The organism is Xenorhabdus japonica (assembly GCF_900115195.1).
GTDB lineage: Bacteria > Pseudomonadota > Gammaproteobacteria > Enterobacterales > Enterobacteriaceae > Xenorhabdus > Xenorhabdus japonica.
The window spans coordinates 1-17916 of the sequence record NZ_FOVO01000053.1 but is presented as its reverse complement, the minus strand read 5'-3'; the positions used below and the strand labels follow the sequence as shown (position 1 = coordinate 17916).

At 41.7% G+C, this 17916-nt stretch carries 14 protein-coding genes, 1 rRNA gene and 1 pseudogene; 10 read left to right on the top strand and 6 right to left on the bottom strand.

Going from position 1 to position 17916, the window contains the following annotated elements; translation table 11 throughout:
- The 5 genes from rrf to aceK form a co-directional block, all read left to right on the top strand.
- Positions 1–88 (top strand): 5S ribosomal RNA (gene rrf, locus BM135_RS18065); the annotation flags it as partial.
- A gap of 231 nt (positions 89–319) precedes the next feature.
- Positions 320–1249 (top strand): homoserine O-acetyltransferase MetA, encoded by a 930-nt coding sequence (gene metA / locus BM135_RS15290; protein WP_092521192.1) that lies wholly within the window; start codon positions 320–322, stop codon positions 1247–1249.
- Positions 1250–1562: 313 nt separating this feature from the next.
- Complete coding sequence (aceB, locus tag BM135_RS15285; protein WP_422646137.1) at positions 1563–3158, top strand: malate synthase A; 1596 nt, start codon at positions 1563–1565, stop codon at positions 3156–3158.
- A gap of 92 nt (positions 3159–3250) precedes the next feature.
- On the top strand, positions 3251–4558 hold the full coding sequence (gene aceA, locus BM135_RS15280) for an isocitrate lyase (protein ID WP_092521191.1): 1308 nt from the start codon (positions 3251–3253) through the stop codon (positions 4556–4558).
- Positions 4559–4640: 82 nt separating this feature from the next.
- On the top strand, positions 4641–6401 hold the full coding sequence (gene aceK, locus BM135_RS15275) for a bifunctional isocitrate dehydrogenase kinase/phosphatase (RefSeq protein ID WP_092521190.1): 1761 nt from the start codon (positions 4641–4643) through the stop codon (positions 6399–6401).
- Positions 6402–6427: 26 nt separating this feature from the next.
- On the opposite strand, the gene BM135_RS15270 is transcribed toward aceK, so the two are convergent.
- The 3 genes from BM135_RS15270 to lysC all read right to left on the bottom strand — a co-directional run bounded on the left by BM135_RS15270 (position 6428) and on the right by lysC (position 9518).
- Complete coding sequence (locus BM135_RS15270; RefSeq protein WP_092521189.1) at positions 6428–7069, bottom strand: bifunctional 4-hydroxy-2-oxoglutarate aldolase/2-dehydro-3-deoxy-phosphogluconate aldolase; 642 nt, start codon at positions 7067–7069, stop codon at positions 6428–6430.
- Between the two features lie 17 nt (positions 7070–7086).
- Positions 7087–7917: a glyoxylate bypass operon transcriptional repressor IclR gene (gene iclR, locus BM135_RS15265; RefSeq protein WP_092521188.1), complete on the bottom strand. Its 831-nt coding sequence runs from the start codon at positions 7915–7917 to the stop codon at positions 7087–7089.
- A 227-nt stretch (positions 7918–8144) separates the two neighbouring features.
- Positions 8145–9518: a lysine-sensitive aspartokinase 3 gene (gene lysC, locus BM135_RS15260; protein ID WP_092521187.1), complete on the bottom strand. Its 1374-nt coding sequence runs from the start codon at positions 9516–9518 to the stop codon at positions 8145–8147.
- Positions 9519–9797: 279 nt separating this feature from the next.
- Between lysC and pgi the strand changes: the two genes are divergently transcribed.
- From pgi to ubiA, 3 genes are all read left to right on the top strand, one after another.
- Positions 9798–11444 (top strand): glucose-6-phosphate isomerase, encoded by a 1647-nt coding sequence (gene pgi / locus BM135_RS15255; RefSeq protein WP_092521186.1) that lies wholly within the window; start codon positions 9798–9800, stop codon positions 11442–11444.
- A gap of 183 nt (positions 11445–11627) precedes the next feature.
- The gene (gene ubiC / locus BM135_RS15250; RefSeq protein WP_092521185.1) at positions 11628–12197 is read left to right on the top strand and encodes a chorismate lyase; all 570 of its coding nucleotides are present in this window, start codon (positions 11628–11630) and stop codon (positions 12195–12197) included.
- 13 nt (positions 12198–12210) lie between these two features.
- Positions 12211–13065, top strand: coding sequence for a 4-hydroxybenzoate octaprenyltransferase (gene ubiA, locus BM135_RS15245; protein WP_175486176.1), 855 nt, complete (start codon positions 12211–12213; stop codon positions 13063–13065).
- A 74-nt stretch (positions 13066–13139) separates the two neighbouring features.
- Here ubiA and plsB read toward each other — a convergent pair whose 3' ends face one another.
- Positions 13140–15608 carry a glycerol-3-phosphate 1-O-acyltransferase PlsB gene (plsB, locus tag BM135_RS15240; RefSeq protein WP_092521175.1) on the bottom strand — a complete coding sequence of 823 codons (2469 nt, stop codon included), beginning with the start codon at positions 15606–15608 and terminating at the stop codon, positions 13140–13142.
- Between the two features lie 137 nt (positions 15609–15745).
- Between plsB and BM135_RS15235 the strand changes: the two genes are divergently transcribed.
- Both BM135_RS15235 and lexA read left to right on the top strand, forming a co-directional pair.
- Positions 15746–16117: a diacylglycerol kinase gene (locus BM135_RS15235; protein ID WP_092521174.1), complete on the top strand. Its 372-nt coding sequence runs from the start codon at positions 15746–15748 to the stop codon at positions 16115–16117.
- A gap of 119 nt (positions 16118–16236) precedes the next feature.
- Complete coding sequence (gene lexA, locus BM135_RS15230; protein WP_092521173.1) at positions 16237–16848, top strand: transcriptional repressor LexA; 612 nt, start codon at positions 16237–16239, stop codon at positions 16846–16848.
- A gap of 150 nt (positions 16849–16998) precedes the next feature.
- Here the strand turns inward: lexA and zur are convergent, their stop codons facing one another.
- Positions 16999–17511, bottom strand: a complete 513-nt coding sequence (gene zur, locus BM135_RS15225) for a zinc uptake transcriptional repressor Zur (protein WP_092521172.1) — start codon at positions 17509–17511, stop codon at positions 16999–17001.
- A gap of 294 nt (positions 17512–17805) precedes the next feature.
- Positions 17806–17916, bottom strand: a pseudogene (locus BM135_RS17585) (IS30 family transposase); the annotation flags it as partial.

Genomic DNA, 17916 nt, shown 5'->3' with positions numbered 1-17916 from the left:
CTGACCCCATGCCGAACTCAGCAGTGAAACACCGTAGCGCCGATGGTAGTGTGGGGCCTCCCCATGTGAGAGTAGGACACTGCCAGACAGTCAATCAGACAGAAAAGCCATCCGGTCACGGGTGGCTTTTTTGCGTTTGGGACTTTTATACCAGCTTATTCTTCTTGATTATTTTCTTTATTACTCTCTTCTATTTCATAGAATAAAATGAAATAATTTCATTTTTAGTTCAATTACTCGACATTCACCTTTCCTTTTGGTTAAATTTAGCTATCTAGAAGTCTAAACTTACAAATTATAATAATCGAGGTTTTGAACAATGCCAATTCGTGTACCAGATGAATTACCTGCGGTAAACACTCTTCGCAATGAAAACATCTTTGTCATGACATCAACACGGGCCAATATTCAAGGTATTCGTCCATTAAAGGTATTGTTACTTAACCTAATGCCAAAGAAGATAGAAACAGAAAATCAGTTTATTCGGTTATTATCTAACACACCACTTCAAATCGATATTCAATTAGTACGTATTGATAGTCGTCAATGTAAAAATACCTCTTCTGAACATTTAAATACTTTTTATTGTGATTTTGATTCAATAAAAGATCAAAATTTCGATGGCTTGATAGTTACAGGTGCCCCTTTGGGGCTTGTTGAATTTGAAGACGTGATTTATTGGGATGAGGTTGAAAGGATAGTAGCTTGGGCAAAAAAACATGTTACTTCGACACTTTTTGTTTGCTGGGCGGTTCAGGCTGCATTAAAAGTTCTTTATCACCTCCCTAAATATACCCGAAAAACTAAACTATCTGGTGTTTATCCTCATTCAACTTTAGATCCTCTGGCATTATTAACACGCGGATTTGACGAAACATTTTTTGCACCTCATTCGCGTTTCGCTGATTTTCCTGAATCGCTAATTCGTGAACATACCGATTTAGATATTTTAGCCAGTTCAGCAGAAGCAGGAGCTTATTTATTTGCCAGCAAAGATAAAAGATTAGTATTTGTGACAGGGCATCCTGAATATGATGTAGGTACATTAGCCGCAGAATACTTGCGTGATTGTGCTGCAGGTTTGGAACCGGAATTGCCTGTCAATTACTTCCTGAATAATGATCCTGAAAATAAACCTATTGCGGCTTGGCGTAGTCATGGTCATTTACTATTTTCAAATTGGTTAAATTATTATATCTATCAAATTACGCCATATGATCTGGCTTTTATGAACCCCTCCTTAGATTGAATCCAATTTGAGTTTTACATAGAAAAATGAGAGATCGCTGAAGCGAGCCATTTCTCATTTTGTTAATTTTCCTTTCGTAGCTATTGTCCAGCAGTCATTCTGTTATTTTCCATACATAACAAAAACTTAACATTGATATGTTTAGTTTTTTGGAATTTATTTCCCTGTATTTCTTGTCTTTAAATTATCTTAATCATTTGATTTTTCTTGGTTAATTTTTATTATTTTAAATAATGGAAATGGTTTTTGATTTATTTTTTTAATTGGTTAATCTTAATCAGATGAGTGTTTAAAAGTGAGTAGAGGGGAAATTATGCAGCAGGTATCAGCCACCAAATTAACCTTTATTAAGCCTTTTGGCGAGACTGAGTATCAGGTGTTATCACCTGAATGTATTAGCTTTTTAGAGGATTTAATCATTGAATTTTCTGACAGACGCACAAAATTATTAGATGATCGTATACATTGGCAGAAAAAAATAGATAGCGGAATATTACCAAATTTTATTTCGGAAACATCTTCCATTAGAGATAGTGATTGGAGAATTCAGGGAATACCTGATGATCTCAAAGATCGTCGAGTTGAAATAACAGGCCCCGTAGAACGCAAAATGGTCATTAATGCCTTGAATGCAAATGTGAAAGTATTTATGGCGGATTTTGAGGACTCATTAGCGCCTGAATGGGATAAAGTCATCACTGGACAAATTAACTTACGGGATGCTGTCAATGGTACGATCTCATATATCAATGAGCAGGGTAAGCGCTATGAGTTGAAAGCAGACCCCGCAGTATTGATTGCTCGGGTTAGGGGATTGCACTTGTCAGAAAAACACGTCCTCTATAAGGAGGAACCGATTTCTGGCGGACTGTTTGATTTTGCGCTCTATTTTTACTTGAATCATGAAAAATTATTGCAAAAAGGCAGCGGGTCTTATTTTTACCTGCCAAAAATACAGAGCTACCATGAAGCACAGTGGTGGAGTGATATTTTCAGTTTTGCTGAATCACGCTTCAATTTGCCAAAAGGCACGATTAAAGCAACGGTTTTGATTGAAACATTGCCAGCCGTATTCCAGATGGATGAAATTCTGTATCACTTACGTCATCACATCGTTGGTTTAAATTGTGGACGTTGGGATTATATTTTCAGCTATATCAAGACACTGAAAAATCATGCTGACCGTGTTTTACCAGATCGTCAATCCGTGACGATGACACAACCTTTCTTGAATGCCTATTCTCGTTTGCTAATTAAAACCTGTCATAAACGCGGTGCGTTTGCGATGGGAGGAATGTCGGCATTTATTCCTAGCAAAGATCCTGTGCAGAATCAGCAAGTTTTGGACAAAGTCAGAGCGGATAAAGAATTGGAAGCGAATAACGGTCATGATGGCACATGGGTCGCGCATCCGGGGCTTGCAGATATTGCCATGACAGTTTTTGACGCAAAATTGGGAGAGTACCAAAACCAATTGACAGTTTTGCTTGAAGAAGATGAAGCGATTACGGCTGAACAATTACTTGCACCTTGTTCGGGAGAAAGAACAGAAGAGGGAATGCGCGCAAATATTCGTGTTGCAGTCCAGTACATAGAAGCTTGGATTTCGGGGAATGGGTGTGTACCAATTTATGGCTTGATGGAAGATGCTGCTACAGCAGAGATTTCCCGGACTTCTATTTGGCAATGGATTCGCCATGAAAAATCACTATCCAATGGTAAAAAAATAACAAAGGAACTGTTCAAGGAAATGTTGAAAGAAGAACTGAACGTTATTAAACAGGAAGTGGGGGAACTGCGCTTTAATCAAGGGCGATTTATGGAATCGTCTGATTTGATGGAAAGAATTACTACTCAGGACGACTTGATTGATTTCCTAACGTTACCTGGCTATCAGTTATTAGATTAGTTTAAAAATATTAACGTAGTTTAAAAACATTAAAGTTTAAAAACAATAGCGGCAAACATATCCGATTAATTAATAATAGGAAGTAGAACATCATGACCATTTCTCGGAAACAACAAATCGCTCAACTGGAACAAGAATGGCAACAACCGCGTTGGAAAGACATTACTCGTCCGTATAGTGCTGAAGATGTCATTAAATTACGCGGTTCTATCAATCCTGAACACACTTTGGCGCGAATGGGAGCGAAAAAGCTGTGGGAATTACTGAATGGTAACTCGAAAAAAGGCTATGTGAACGCGCTTGGAGCACTGACGGGTGGTCAGGCACTTCAGCAGGCTAAAGCGGGTATTGAAGCGGTTTACCTTTCCGGCTGGCAAGTGGCAGCAGATGCGAATACCGCATCCAGTATGTATCCTGATCAATCATTGTATCCCGTTGATTCTGTTCCTAATGTGATTAAACGTATCAATAATAGTTTCCGTCGGGCAGATCAGATTCAATGGTCAAATGGTATTGATTCAGATAGTCAGGAATATATTGACTATTTCTTGCCGATTGTTGCAGATGCAGAAGCTGGATTTGGTGGTGTACTCAACGCATTTGAACTGATGAAAGCGATGATTGAAGCTGGTGCTGCCGCAGTTCATTTTGAAGATCAACTGGCAGCGGTGAAAAAATGTGGACACATGGGTGGCAAAGTATTAGTTCCGACTCAAGAAGCCATTCAGAAGCTGGTAGCTGCGCGTTTAGCGGCTGATGTATCTGGTGTTCCAACTCTGTTAGTTGCACGCACTGACGCAGATGCAGCCGATCTACTGACATCTGATTGCGATCCTTATGATAAGGCGTTCATTACTGGCGAACGAACCTGTGAAGGATTTTATTGTACAAGAGCAGGCCTTGAACAAGCTATCAGCCGTGGGTTGGCTTATGCCCCTTATGCTGATGTGGTCTGGTGTGAAACCTCTACACCGGATATGGAAGCAGCTCGTCTTTTTGCTGAAGCTATTCATGCAGAATATCCGGGTAAATTGTTGGCTTATAACTGTTCACCTTCTTTCAACTGGAAAAAGAATCTGGATGATAAAACTATCGCCAGTTTCCAAGAACAGTTATCTGCGATGGGATATAAATTCCAGTTCATCACATTAGCGGGCATACACAGCATGTGGTTTAACATGTTTGATTTGGCCTACGATTACGCACGTGGTGAAGGAATGAAACATTATGTTGAAAAAGTTCAGGAACAAGAATTTACTGCCCTTGAGCGAGGTTATACATTCTCTTCACACCAGCAGGAAGTAGGAACAGGATATTTTGATAAAGTGACCACTATTATTCAGGGAGAGGGTTCTTCTGTTACTGCACTGACAGGATCGACAGAAGAACAACAATTCTAAGTTTATTATACCGATAGAGACTGGATGATTGGGGGATTCCAGAAGGAGTACCCCTTTATTTGTCTGATAAAGGTGGCTAAAAATGGAAATAGATCTCGCACATTTAATTGCACAAACCATTTTGCAGGGATTTGATGCGCAATATGGTCGATTTCTGGAAGTCACTTCCGGTGCTCAGCAACGTTTTGAACAGGCTGACTGGCATGCTGTACAGCTGGCCATGAAAAAGAGGATTAACCTATACGATCATCATGTCGGATTGGTGGTGGAGCAGTTGAAGCGCATTCACACTTCATTACAACATGATGAAGAGTACATTGCTGAAGTCAAAGCTGTTTATACTCGTTTACTGCCTGACTATCCGCGTTTTGAAATTGCAGAAAGTTTTTTTAATTCGGTTTACTGTCGTTTTTTTCAACATCGTAATTTAAGACCAGAAAATCTATATATTTTTTCTTCTCAGCCATCTTCCCGCTTTCGCCATATTTCTCGTCCATTATCACGGGATTTTGTTCCTGACGGTAATCTCGCTTCAATGCTGCGCACCATCTTAAATGATTTGCCATTACGTCTTAAATGGGAGAATTTGGGGCGGGATATTGGTTCCATCACGCAATATTTACAGAATACCTTTTCAGGAGGTGATTTATTACAGTCCACGTTCCAAATTGCTAATGAATTGTTTTACCGAAATAAAGCAGCATGGCTGGTAGGGAAAATCAGGATAGGGAAGTCTGTTTATCCGTTTTTGTTGCCGATTCATCACAATGAATCGGGAAGCATTTTTATCGATACTTGTTTGACCAGCCACGATGATGCCAGCATTGTTTTTGGTTTTGCCCGCTCCTATTTTATGGTTTATGCCCCTTTACCTGCGGCTTTAGTTGAATGGCTGCGTGAAATTCTTCCTACGAAATCGACGGCAGAGTTATACATGGCAATAGGCTGTCAGAAGCATGGTAAGACAGAATATTACCGCGAATATCTGACTTTCATTAATTCCTCTCAGGAACAGTTTACGATTGCGCCGGGAGTGAAAGGCATGGTGATGCTGGTTTTTACTTCCCCTTCATTTGATCGTGTATTTAAAGTTATTAAAGATAAATTTGCGCCGCAGAAAGAGGTTTCACAAGAGCGTGTTCAGGAGTGCTATCGTCTGGTAAAAGAGCATGATCGTGTTGGAAGAATGGCTGATACACAGGAATTTGAAAACTTTGTTATTGATAAACATCATATTAGTCTTGAGTTAATGGAAGAATTGCAAAAAGAAATATCAGAAAAATTAGAAGATTTGGGCGATAAAATCCTGATAAAACATCTTTATATGGAACGTAAAATGATGCCATTGAATATTTACATGGAACGAGTCAATGAAGCGCAATTGAAAGATGTGATCGAAGAATACGGAAATGCCATTAAGCAATTAGCGGCTGCGAATATTTTCCCTGGTGATATGTTGTTTAAAAACTTTGGCGTTACACGTCACGGAAGAGTGATTTTCTACGATTATGATGAAATTTGTTACATGACTGAAGTGAACTTTCGGGATATTCCTCCGCCCCGTTATCCAGAAGATGAGTTGGCTAGTGAACCTTGGTACAGTGTGGCCGTTAACGATGTTTTTCCAGAAGAGTTTCGGCATTTTTTATGTACTGACAAGCGTATCCGGTGCTATTTTGAAGAGAGTCACAGTGATTTATTCAAAGCAGATTACTGGCGAGCATTGCAAAATCGCATTAATAACGGGCATGTTGAAGATGTTTTTGCTTATCGTCGTAGACAGCGATTCAGTCAACGTAATGAAGTAAATGATGAAGTAAATGAAGTAAAAAATTCGATATAGAACTCATCATAGATAAAAATAATGTTTTACATTTTTGCACCTGCTATGGCAGTACGTGCCAATTCCGTAATCTGGGCATAATCGCCTTTTTTCAATGCATCGCTCGGTACAAGCCATGAGCCACCAATACATAGAACGTTATTCAATGCCAGATAATCACGATAGTTTTCAGGGGAGATACCACCCGTCGGGCAGAAACAGACTTGTGGGAATGGGCCTGCAATGGCTTTTAATGTCTTAAGCCCACCACTTGCTTCTGCGGGGAAGAATTTAAAGCATTTCAGATCATAACTTATTCCCAACATTAATTCGGAAACAGTAGAGATCCCCGGAATAAGAGGAATTGAACCCGCAGTCGCTGCTTTTAACAGTTCATCAGTCAATCCTGGACTAATGGTAAATTGAGCACCTGCTTCAGTGACAGCAGCCAATTGTTCAGGATTAATAACAGTACCTGCACCGATAATTGCTTCGGGAACTTCTTTCGCGATAAGGCGAATGGCTTCCAGCGCACATTCAGTTCTTAATGTTACTTCTAAAACACGAATGCCACCGGCAACCAGTGCTTTTGCCAAAGGAACGGCGTGTTCAATTTCATTGATAACAATGACGGAGACGACAGGACCGTCGGTCAGGATATTTTCTGCGGTTGTTTTCCAATTATTCATTAACAGTTTCTCGTGTATTACTTAATTCCTCCGTATTCCCGGCTAACTGCTTTTGCTGCTCGCATAACAAGGGCAGCAAAAGCAGTAACTCGATCATCAGAGATGCGTGATATCGGGCCAGAGATAGAAATAGCAGCAAAGGCTTCATGATGCTCATCATAGATACAGGCAGCAATACAGCGTAATCCTAACGCATGTTCTTCATCATCAAATGAAAATCCTTGCTTACGGATCTGTTCGAGATTTTCTGTTAATGCTGCTGCAGTGGTACAGGTATGTTGTGTATAAGCGTGCATTCCTTTCTTATGCAGCAATTGCAGACGTTTTTGCTCAGAGAGTGTAGAAAGCAGCGCTTTTCCCGCGCCAGAAGCGTGCATTGGTAGTGTGCTTCCAATGGGAGCGGACATTCTCATCAGCGCATTACATTGCACTTGATCGACAATCACGGCTTCATATTCATCAAGGTTAAGAATGGCAAGGTTGACGGTTTCACCGGAATCTTCCATTAACTGGCGCAATATTGGATGAACCAATACCATCAGATTGCGGCTTTGCAGAAAACTACTGCCAACAACAAAAGCATGGGAGGCAATCACCCATAATCCCAAATCACCTATCTGGCGGACAAAACCATGTTGCTGCAAGGTAGTCAAAAGACGATGGGTAGTGGAATTGGGGAGACCGGTCTGGATAGCCAAATCAGTTAAAGCAACGCCGCCAGGAGAATCAGAAATATATTCCAAAAGTGTCAACCCTCGACTTAACGATTGAACCTGACCGCTTACAGCGGCACTATTTGTCGTTATTTTAGTTTTTTTTGTGCGTTTGCTGGCAACGGCTGTATTCATAAGATGCCCTCTGGAAAATCGTCTGTTTGTAGCAAAGATCGCTGCGATAGAACCAAAATGGAATTTACTTTCGTTTTCTTATTATGAATGATAAAGAGGGAAAAAACACATCCGATGTGTTAGGAATAGAAAAGTGGGATAAATGATATATTTTGGCTGGTGCAGCAGGATGGAAGTTAATTCCACCGCTAAAAGTGGAATTAACTGCATAAATAAAAAGACAAATATTAAGATTCAAACAAACTCTGATGCAATGTCTGAATAACCTGCTCCGCATCTTTACCAGGAACGAGCAGACAAATATTATGGCTGCTTGCACCACAGCTGATCATACGAATATTAAATGATTCCAGTACCCCAAAAACCCTTTTCCCTAATCCCTTGGCCTGTGAAAGCTCATTGCCAATAATCGCAACCAGTGCCATATCTTCTTCGACTTCCACGCGACATAACGTAGCAAGTTCAGTTAGCAACGCATTGGTCAGCAGACTGCCATTAGTACTGGTGGAACCCGTGGTATCCAGCGTCAGGGCAATACTTACTTCTGACGTGGAAATCAAATCCACTGAAATATTATGACGCAATAATAGGGTAAAGACTTCCGCCAGAAAGCCTCTGGCATGGAGCATTTTCAGGCTATGCAGTGTCAACAAAGTTTGTTTGCGGCGTAATGCCAAGGCGCGAAACAGTGGGGGATTTTTTGTTTTATCACAAACCACGGTTCCCCCCGTTTTTGGATCTTTGCTGGAGCCGACAAATACCGGAATACCACAGCGAACCGCAGGTAACAATGTGGCGGGATGGAGAATTTTGGCACCAAATGTCGCCATTTCTGCCGCTTCATCAAAAGCAATTTTTTCAACACGTTTAGCCGCAGGGACAACACGGGGATCGGTAGTATAGATTCCCGGAACATCTGTCCAAATGTCAACGCGCTGTAAACCAAGTGCTTCACCTAGTAAGGCGGCGGTATAATCACTGCCACCTCGCCCCAGTGTAGTGGTGCGGCCTTTTTCTTCTTTGCCAATAAAACCCTGGGTGATAACGATTGTATTATTCAGGCGAGCATGAAGATTCTCCATTGCTAAAGTATGGAGCTGAAGAGAATCCGGCTCTGCTTGCCCAAAGTTATCATTAGTCCGCATGATCCGGCGAATATCAAACCATTCGGCATCAGTGTTGCGTTGGTGCAGCAACTCTACAAACAATAAAGTGGACATTACTTCACCGTGGCTAACCAATTCATCAGTCAATGCGTCTGATGTTGCGAGCGATGCCGCTTCTGACAGCATCTCAATATTTTCCAACAGACGATCAATTTCCTCGCGAACCACAGCAACGTCGTTCAATCGGTCAATAATGGCATATTGAATGTCACGAATCTGTTTCAGGTAGTTCTCCCGCTTGTCGCTATCGCAGCCAGTCGCTAATGCAACCAGCAAATTGGTCACGCCAGCGGAAGCTGACAGGACGACCACACGGACATTTGCGTTTGCCAAAATTATATCGGCGCAGTTATTCATGGACTCAAAGTTTGCCACACTAGTACCACCGAATTTTGCTACAACATACTGCGAATTAGGAGATGAAACAGCATACATGGATGATAACCTTTTGTTCGGAGAATAGACTTTTAGAAATATCGGGTTAGGCGCACTGAGTCAATGTTTGACCATGAAGCATAAATAATTTTCATGATGGAAATGAAATTATCGTTTTTGCCTATCTCAACAATTAGGTCTGGAAATTACCGACTATTTTGACCAATATCAGCAATCACAAGGAAAGGGAGAACAATCACGGAATTAACTCGTTACAATCTGCGTATTCTTATTTGTTTATTGGCCTTATTTATTGACAGTTGATAGAGAGCATTACTCATGAAAAACATCAATCCTAGCCATACCGGAGCCTGGAAAGCATTACAACAGCATTTTGAGCAAATGAAGAACGTGCATTTGCGGGAACTGTTTGAACAGGACAAAGAACGATTTACGGCATTTTCTGCGATATTTAATCAGCAGATTCTGGTGGATTATTCCAAAAATCGCATTACCACAGAAACACTGGCAAAGTTACAAGTATTGGCGCAAGAAACTGATTTGGCCAGTGCAATCCGCAGCATGTTCTCTGGTGAGAAAATCAATCGTACTGAAGATCGTGCTGTACTACACATTGCCCTGCGTAACCGTAGCAATACCCCGATTATGGTGGATGGGGAAGATGTGATGCCGCAAGTTAATGCGGTGCTAGCGAAAATGAAATCATTCAGTGAACGTATTATTGGTGGTGAGTGGAAAGGTTATACAGGCAAAGCCATTACAGATGTAGTGAATATTGGAATTGGTGGCTCTGATCTTGGTCCTTATATGGTGACAGAAGCACTGAAAGCATATAAAAATCATCTGAATATGCATTTTGTTTCCAATGTTGACGGAACTCACATCGCTGAAACGTTAAAAACTTTGAATCCAGAAACAACTTTGTTCCTGATTGCTTCCAAGACTTTTACCACGCAAGAAACGATGACTAATGCGCATTCTGCGCGTCGTTGGTTTTTGCAAAGTGCCGCTGATGAGGCACATGTCGCGAAACATTTTGCGGCATTATCAACCAATGAACAAGAAGTCAGCAAGTTCGGTATCGATCCACAAAATATGTTCGAGTTTTGGGATTGGGTAGGGGGACGTTATTCACTCTGGTCTGCAATTGGCTTATCCATTGCACTTTCCATTGGTTATGAAAATTTTGAACAGTTGCTGGGTGGCGCTCATGCGATGGATAAACACTTTGAGCAGACCGCTTTTGAACAGAACATTCCTGTTTTGCTGGCACTGATAGGCATCTGGTACAACAATTTCTTTGGCGCAGAAACTGAAGCGATTCTGCCTTATGATCAATACATGCACCGTTTTGCTGCATACTTCCAACAAGGCAACATGGAATCGAATGGTAAGTATATCGATCGTAATGGCAATCCGGTGAATTACCAGACAGGGCCGATTATCTGGGGTGAACCGGGCACCAATGGTCAGCATGCGTTCTACCAACTTATTCATCAGGGAACTAAATTGATCCCTTGTGATTTTATTGCTCCAGCAGTTAGCCATAATCCAGTTAGCGATCATCATGGCAAATTGCTATCCAACTTCTTCGCGCAAACTGAAGCGTTGGCATTTGGTAAAACGCAGGCTCAGGTGGAAGCCGAATTTGCGCAGGCAGGAAAAAACGCTCAAGATGTGGCGAGGGTTGTGCCATTCAAAGTGTTTGAAGGAAATCGTCCAACCAACTCCATTTTATTGCGCGAAATTACACCATTCAGTTTGGGTGCATTAATAGCCATGTATGAGCATAAAATCTTTGCTCAAGGTGCAATTCTGAATATCTTCTCGTTTGACCAATGGGGCGTAGAATTAGGCAAACAATTGGCGAACCGTATTTTGCCTGAACTACACGATGCAGAAGCTGTTAGTAGCCATGACAGCTCCACAAATGGTCTGATTAACCGATTCAAAGAATGGCGTTAATCTGAATTACCATCTTATCTAATTTCTACTCACCTCAATAATTGTTGTTATAGAGGTGAGTTTTTTTGTAATTTACATAATTTGTTATCAACTTTTTATTTTATTAGTCTGCAACATGATATCCTAACTCTCCATTCGTTGTGCGGTCGGGGAAATTGGTCTTCCCCGCAATGGGAAAATGACATGGCAGATGACACTATATTAACTCCAACACCTCACATATTAACTTCAGCATCCCACATATTAGCTTCGGCACCCATCCAATGGTTATCGGCTGATGAAGTCAACCTTCCCGAAAATATTTCAGATTGGCTGCTGGAAGTTGGCTCAATGACGCGCCGCTTTGAACAATATTGTCAGCGAGTATCGGTTTCTCCTTTTCGGGAGTGTTTTATCACTGCTGAAGAGTTAGGTGGTGAAAGTAAGCACTTACATTTCAGTGAAAAATATTGGTTGCGTGAAATTGTTTTATATGGGGATGGCATTCCCTGGTTATTGGGGCGCACTGTTATTCCAGTAGAAACATTGACTGGCCCGGATCGACAATTGGTTGATGTGGGGACAGTACCACTTGGACGATATCTTTTTAGTGGTAATAATCTGACACGAGATTATATTCAAATAGGCCGACAGGAAAATTGTTGGGCGCGGCGTTCTTTACTGAGATTATCGGGTAAGCCACTGCTGCTTACAGAGATTTTTCTGTCTGAATCACCTGTATATAAAATAAACAAAATAAAAAGGGATAAATAGATTGGAGGTCAGTATGACGCAAAATAAATGGCGGGCGTATTGCCGTTTAATGCGTATTGATAAACCCATTGGCGCATTATTATTACTATGGCCAACATATTGGGCATTGTGGATCGCCGCACAAGGCATACCGAATTTACACGTATTGTTAGTCTTTATTATCGGTGTATTTTCCATGCGTGCTGCGGGATGTTGCATTAATGATTTCGCAGACCGAAAATTTGACGGGTATGTGGAGCGGACAAAATCTCGTCCTCTTCCTAGTGGTGACGTTACTGAAAAAGAAAGCAAAATCTTATTTGCCATGTTGGTACTCATTTCTTTTGCGATGGTACTGACGCTGAATAAAATGACAATTGCACTGTCAGTCGTTGGTTTGGCGTTGGCATGGACTTACCCTTTCGTCAAGCGTGTCAGCCATCTACCACAAGTTGTACTAGGTGCTGCTTATGGCTGGTCAATTCCTATGGCATTTGCCGCAGTAAGTGAGTCCTTACCTTTAGAATGCTGGCTATTATTTTTGGCTAATGTCATATGGTCTGTGATTTATGATACACAGTATGCCATGGTGGATCGTGATGATGACCTGAAAATCGGGGTGAAATCAACCGCCGTGTTTTTTGGACGCTTTGATAAATTGATTATTGGTATTCTGCAATTCATCATGCTGGGCATCTTAGTTGCGGTTGGCAATATGGTGAATTTGGAAGGAATATATTATTGGACGATATTGTTGGCAACAGCACTATTCGTTTATCAGCAGAAATTGATTGCAGATCGGGAAAGAAGGGCCTGCTTTCAGGCTTTTATGAACAATAACTATGTCGGTTTAATTTTATTCCTCGGTATCTTTTTCAGCTATGTCTAGCCTGATATGCCTTTAATATAACGGGCGGTAATCCGCCCGTTGATTTTTTGTTTTCCATGACCAGCTTAGCGTTGTTATTGCTGATCTTGCGCTATGGGCACAGGTTCATTTTGTTCTGGCGGCATGCTGACACTTTCAATTGTCAAACGAATTTCAGGTGACATCAGCTCATTCAATACATGATAGAGTTCCTGAGCGCTGGTTGTAATCATGTCGCCACTGTCTTTAATGTAACCTTCTTCGCGCAGTGTATTGACCGAGCTGGCAAAAACCGCTTTATCAAAGAACTCCGGTGCATTGATGCCATGTAGAACAGACAGACGTTGTGCCAACATCCGGCTCTCTTTTTCCAGTACACCACGGCTGATTTCAGGTGTGGCATTCAACAAAGAAAGCGTGATGGCATAACGTTGCAGCGTTTCTCTGATGCCTGCTGCCAGCAATTGCAATGGGCGAATACGTGCAGGATTCAGCACCAGCATTTCTTGCTCTTTGTTACAGATAAGGCATTGGCGCGCCAGTTCATCAATCAGGGTATTGACGACGTCGGAGAGCGTTTCTTTACTGTAACGCATGAAAAGCTCCTGCTTAATCAGCGGGTAAATTAGCGCTACTTGTCTGAGCAATTCACTGCGACTAATGCGGCGGCGGTGCATAACAATACTGGTAATCAGGGATGGCAGTATCAGCAAGTGTTGGATATTGTTGCGATAATAAGTCATCAATACTGCACTTTCGCGTGGCAGGATAATAATATCCCCCAGACTATCTTTTTCGACCTCAAACTTATCCATCAACAAGGCATGATCTAACAACTCTTCTGCTGTTTTGTTTGGCACTGTGATATCGTCAGTGTAAGGCACATTACGCAGTAATTGCAGATAGCAATCCAACTGCTCAATAAGCTGTTCGCGAGTGAGTGCTCGCTGACGTGATGATAACAATGCCGTGGTGCATAAATTGGTAGCATTGGCTGCGGCGGCATTATTGATATTGACCATAATATTGTCAGCCAGCTTACTGACTGTCGGAGCCAGCCAGGTTGGACGCTGGGATTCTATTGGATCAATGGAGTCACGCCACTCTGGAACATTCTGGTTCAGGTATTGTATCAATGGAATCGGCTCACCAAAGTTCACATAACCCTGTCCTAGATTACGTAATTTGCGCAGCCCTTGTACCATTTGGAAGAAACCTTCTTTTTCTTTGGCCGCACCACGTAGTTCTTTGGCATATGTCGCTACTTCCATCACATATTCATAACCGATATAGATTGGCACAATAGTGATTGGACGAGATTCTCCTCGCAGCATCGCTTGCAATGTCATGGAGAGAGTTCCTGTTTTGGGATTAAGCAAACGACCCGTACGGGAGCGTCCCCCTTCAACAAAATATTCCACCGAATAACCACGGGCAAACAGCTCACCGAGATATTCACGAAAGATTGTTGAATAGAGCTTATTACCTTTAAACGTGCGGCGGATAAAGAATGCCCCAAGACGACGGAATATCGGGCCGGCAGGCCAGAAATTCAGGTTAATGCCCGCAGCAATATGCGGTGGAACCAGCCCTTGGTGATAGAGCACATAAGAGAGCAGAAGGTAGTCCATATGGCTGCGGTGGCATGGCACATAAACCAGTTCATGACCATCCTGTGCCAACTTACGAACACGTTCGGCATTATGAACATTGATGCCCTGATACAAACGGTTCCATGTCCAGCTCAAAACTCGGTCGGTCAAGCGTACTGTTTCATAGGAGAAATCCGCTGCAATCTCTTCCAACATATTGATGGCGTTCTGTTTTGCCTTTTCGGGAGAGATTTTTTTGCTACGTGTTTCATCAGCAATTGCTTTTTCTATTGCCTTTGATGCCAGTAACTTGTTGAACAGATCCTGTCTGGCAGGCAAACGAGGCCCAACAGCCGCAAGACGCTGACGGGAGTAGTGTATCCGTGCAACACGGGCGAGTTTATTGGCAATGATATTATCCGTACCATGCTCGTCAGCCATACGGCGTAAAGACAAGGGTGTGGAGAAACGCACAAAACTATCCCGCCCAAGCCATAGGATTGCAAAAAACTTCTGCACACCATTTAGCAAACGTAATTGCGGAGCTGTATTTCCTTCTTGCCCTTCGCGCCCTGGGGAGCGGCCAAACATGACGGAAACAGGCACCATCTGGATATTCAAATCAGGATTATTGCGATGTAAATCCAGATAAGAATGAAAAATTTTCACAGATTCATGTTTTGGTGCATAACAACGGAACACACGTGGGCCATTATCGATAAAGACACAACTGGGAAGCTGTGTGTCACCAATTTCCAAAGGATTTAACGGATCCGGTAGATCTTGCGCCAGACATTGTTGACGTAGGGTCAATAAGTCTGTTTTTGAGTGATACGGTAGTATATACAAAATAGGCCGAGTCGTATCAAGACGCAGCTCCGCAATGGGATCTGTAGGGATAAGTTTACTTTTTACTAATAATTTTAGTGGTAAATTCAAAAGTTTATAATATATTTTACGCCAACCTGACATAACTGCTTTAAGCCTCTTGTTAGCAACGCGTCGCAAGGATACCAGAAACAGATTTTGAGATCTGTGGAAATAAGACAATAATAAGAGCTAAAAGTTATATAACCATACAATGATTAAGTTCACTGAAGAAAGTTTTTATGGCAAATCAATCAACAGGTCTGACCCGCATCATTAAAGCGGCTGAGTATTCAGCGAAAGGAATCAAAGCTGCATGGCAGAATGAAGCGGCATTTCGGCTGGAAACAATTGCTGCCATACTTGCGATCATCATTGCATTTTCTTTAGATTTTGGCTTATTTGAGAGGCTCCTTCTTATTAGCTCTGTTATGCTGGTGGTCATTGTCGAAATCCTCAATAGTGCCATAGAAGCGGTAGTGGATCGTATAGGTAGTGAATATCATGAATTATCGGGTAGAGCGAAAGATATGGGATCTGCAGCTGTATTGCTCACCATACTTCTGGCGCTATTTACCTGGGGAATGGTCTTTTGGTCGCATTTCATGCGTTGAGATGACATGTTTTTTCATCAAAACACGTTATTTAGTTGCTTTTACATGCTGACAGGTTCCCAATTCGAATTTACCTGTATATACTCACAGGCTGACTGTATAAACAAACAGGGGGCGAAATGAAAGCATTAACTGCCAGGCAGCAGCAAGTTTATGACTTGGTGCGTGACCATATTTCGCAAACGGGTATGCCACCAACACGAGCTGAAATTGCAGCCCGTCTTGGTTTTCGTTCACCTAACGCAGCAGAAGAGCATTTAAGAGCACTTGCGCGTAAAGGGGTGATAGAGATTGTCTCTGGTGCATCCAGAGGTATCCGTTTGCTTCTTGAAGAGGAAGGTGCGGGATTACCGCTGATTGGTCGTGTTGCTGCTGGGGAACCACTGCTAGCTCAGGAACACATCGAAAGCCACTACAAGGTTGATCCTGAATTATTCAAACCAAGCGCTGATTTTCTGTTGCGTGTGAGTGGGATGTCTATGAAAGACATCGGCATTATGGATGGGGATTTACTGGCTGTGCATAAAACACAGGATGTTCATAATGGGCAAATCATCGTGGCGCGCATTGAAGATGAAGTCACAGTAAAACGCTTCAAGCAAACAGGAAACAGAATTGAGCTGATTGCTGAAAATCCGGAATTCCAACCGATTGTTGTCGATTTAAGCGAGCAGAGTTTCACTATTGAAGGATTGGCAGTAGGCGTTATTCGTAACGGGGACTGGGTCTGATTGTAAAAACAGATAATTGTACTTTACCATTCTGGGGCGGTCATCTTTCCCGGTACCCGTTAAACTTGAGTTTAGCGGGTACTTGAAAAATATATGGTTATATCAGTTATGATCGCCTTATTGCCTAATCTGGCCTCAAATGTTCTTTTCTTATTTCTTTTTATTCTCTGCAACCGAATGATTGTGCTGGCATGTATCGCGTTCCATGCAAGATTCAACCTCATAGCAGGAAGAACATATACCATGAACTTCTATCACGCTATTTCGCAAATGAAACCCTGTACCTTGAGCTAACTGCTGAATAGCGGATTCAATATCTTTTGCATCTTTTTCGGTTACTGAATTACAAACTTCACAGATAAACATAGCTGAGGTATGGCAGGGTTCTTCAAAGTGATGACAAAGAACATAACTGTTTGTAGATTCTATTTTGTGAATAAAACCTTGTTCCAGCAGAAACTCCAATCCTCGGTAAACCGTTGGAGGTTTGGCTTGTGGTTCGACTTCACGCAATAAATCCAGCAAATCATAAGCGCTTATTGCGCCAGGTTGTTCTGTAATTAAGCGAAGAACTTCAAGGCGTTGAGGTGTTAAGCGAACCCTTCTTGACAGACAGATTGCTTCAGCCTGTGCCAGTAACTTTTTTTGGTTGATAGTATTCATTACACCTCTCACATCTACACGATGCTAATAGCTTTAATGTTATCATGTTTTTAGGGCGGAGAGTGGAATCTATATAATGTTGAGCTCTCTTCTGGTATGTAATATACCTGTAAAGAAGAGTAGCTACATCGTCATTATGAGATACCTGATTTACAGATGTACGCTGATTAGAAATAAAATTAATCCGTGGATAAGAACAATAAAATGGGCTAAAAAACGGAGAAAATAAAACTGGAAACTTGGATTCACATATTAAGCGCAACACCGTAATGAACGAAGTAAATGAGTGGGTATTCCTTTAAATAACTCATTATAAATCAATCGATAAACTGTTTCATGATGCAAAGATATTATATTTTCCCTTTTGAGATAACCGACTGTTTGTTCAGGACTTAAATCTTGCCA

Bases quoted from the DNA above. Each gene is read 5' to 3' on its own strand.
- lexA (WP_092521173.1), top strand. From the start codon at position 16,237: ATGAAAGCATTAACTGCCAGGCAGCAGCAAGTTTATGACTTGGTGCGT.
- pgi (WP_092521186.1), top strand. From the start codon at position 9,798: ATGAAAAACATCAATCCTAGCCATACCGGAGCCTGGAAAGCATTACAA.
- aceK (WP_092521190.1), top strand. From the start codon at position 4,641: ATGGAAATAGATCTCGCACATTTAATTGCACAAACCATTTTGCAGGGA.
- ubiC (WP_092521185.1), top strand. From the start codon at position 11,628: ATGGCAGATGACACTATATTAACTCCAACACCTCACATATTAACTTCA.
- aceB (WP_422646137.1), top strand. From the start codon at position 1,563: ATGCAGCAGGTATCAGCCACCAAATTAACCTTTATTAAGCCTTTTGGC.
- ubiA (WP_175486176.1), top strand. From the start codon at position 12,211: ATGACGCAAAATAAATGGCGGGCGTATTGCCGTTTAATGCGTATTGAT.
- iclR (WP_092521188.1), bottom strand. From the start codon at position 7,917: ATGAATACAGCCGTTGCCAGCAAACGCACAAAAAAAACTAAAATAACG.
- lysC (WP_092521187.1), bottom strand. From the start codon at position 9,518: ATGTATGCTGTTTCATCTCCTAATTCGCAGTATGTTGTAGCAAAATTC.
- BM135_RS15270 (WP_092521189.1), bottom strand. From the start codon at position 7,069: ATGAATAATTGGAAAACAACCGCAGAAAATATCCTGACCGACGGTCCT.
- metA (WP_092521192.1), top strand. From the start codon at position 320: ATGCCAATTCGTGTACCAGATGAATTACCTGCGGTAAACACTCTTCGC.
- BM135_RS15235 (WP_092521174.1), top strand. From the start codon at position 15,746: ATGGCAAATCAATCAACAGGTCTGACCCGCATCATTAAAGCGGCTGAG.
- zur (WP_092521172.1), bottom strand. From the start codon at position 17,511: ATGAATACTATCAACCAAAAAAAGTTACTGGCACAGGCTGAAGCAATC.
- plsB (WP_092521175.1), bottom strand. From the start codon at position 15,608: ATGTCAGGTTGGCGTAAAATATATTATAAACTTTTGAATTTACCACTA.
- aceA (WP_092521191.1), top strand. From the start codon at position 3,251: ATGACCATTTCTCGGAAACAACAAATCGCTCAACTGGAACAAGAATGG.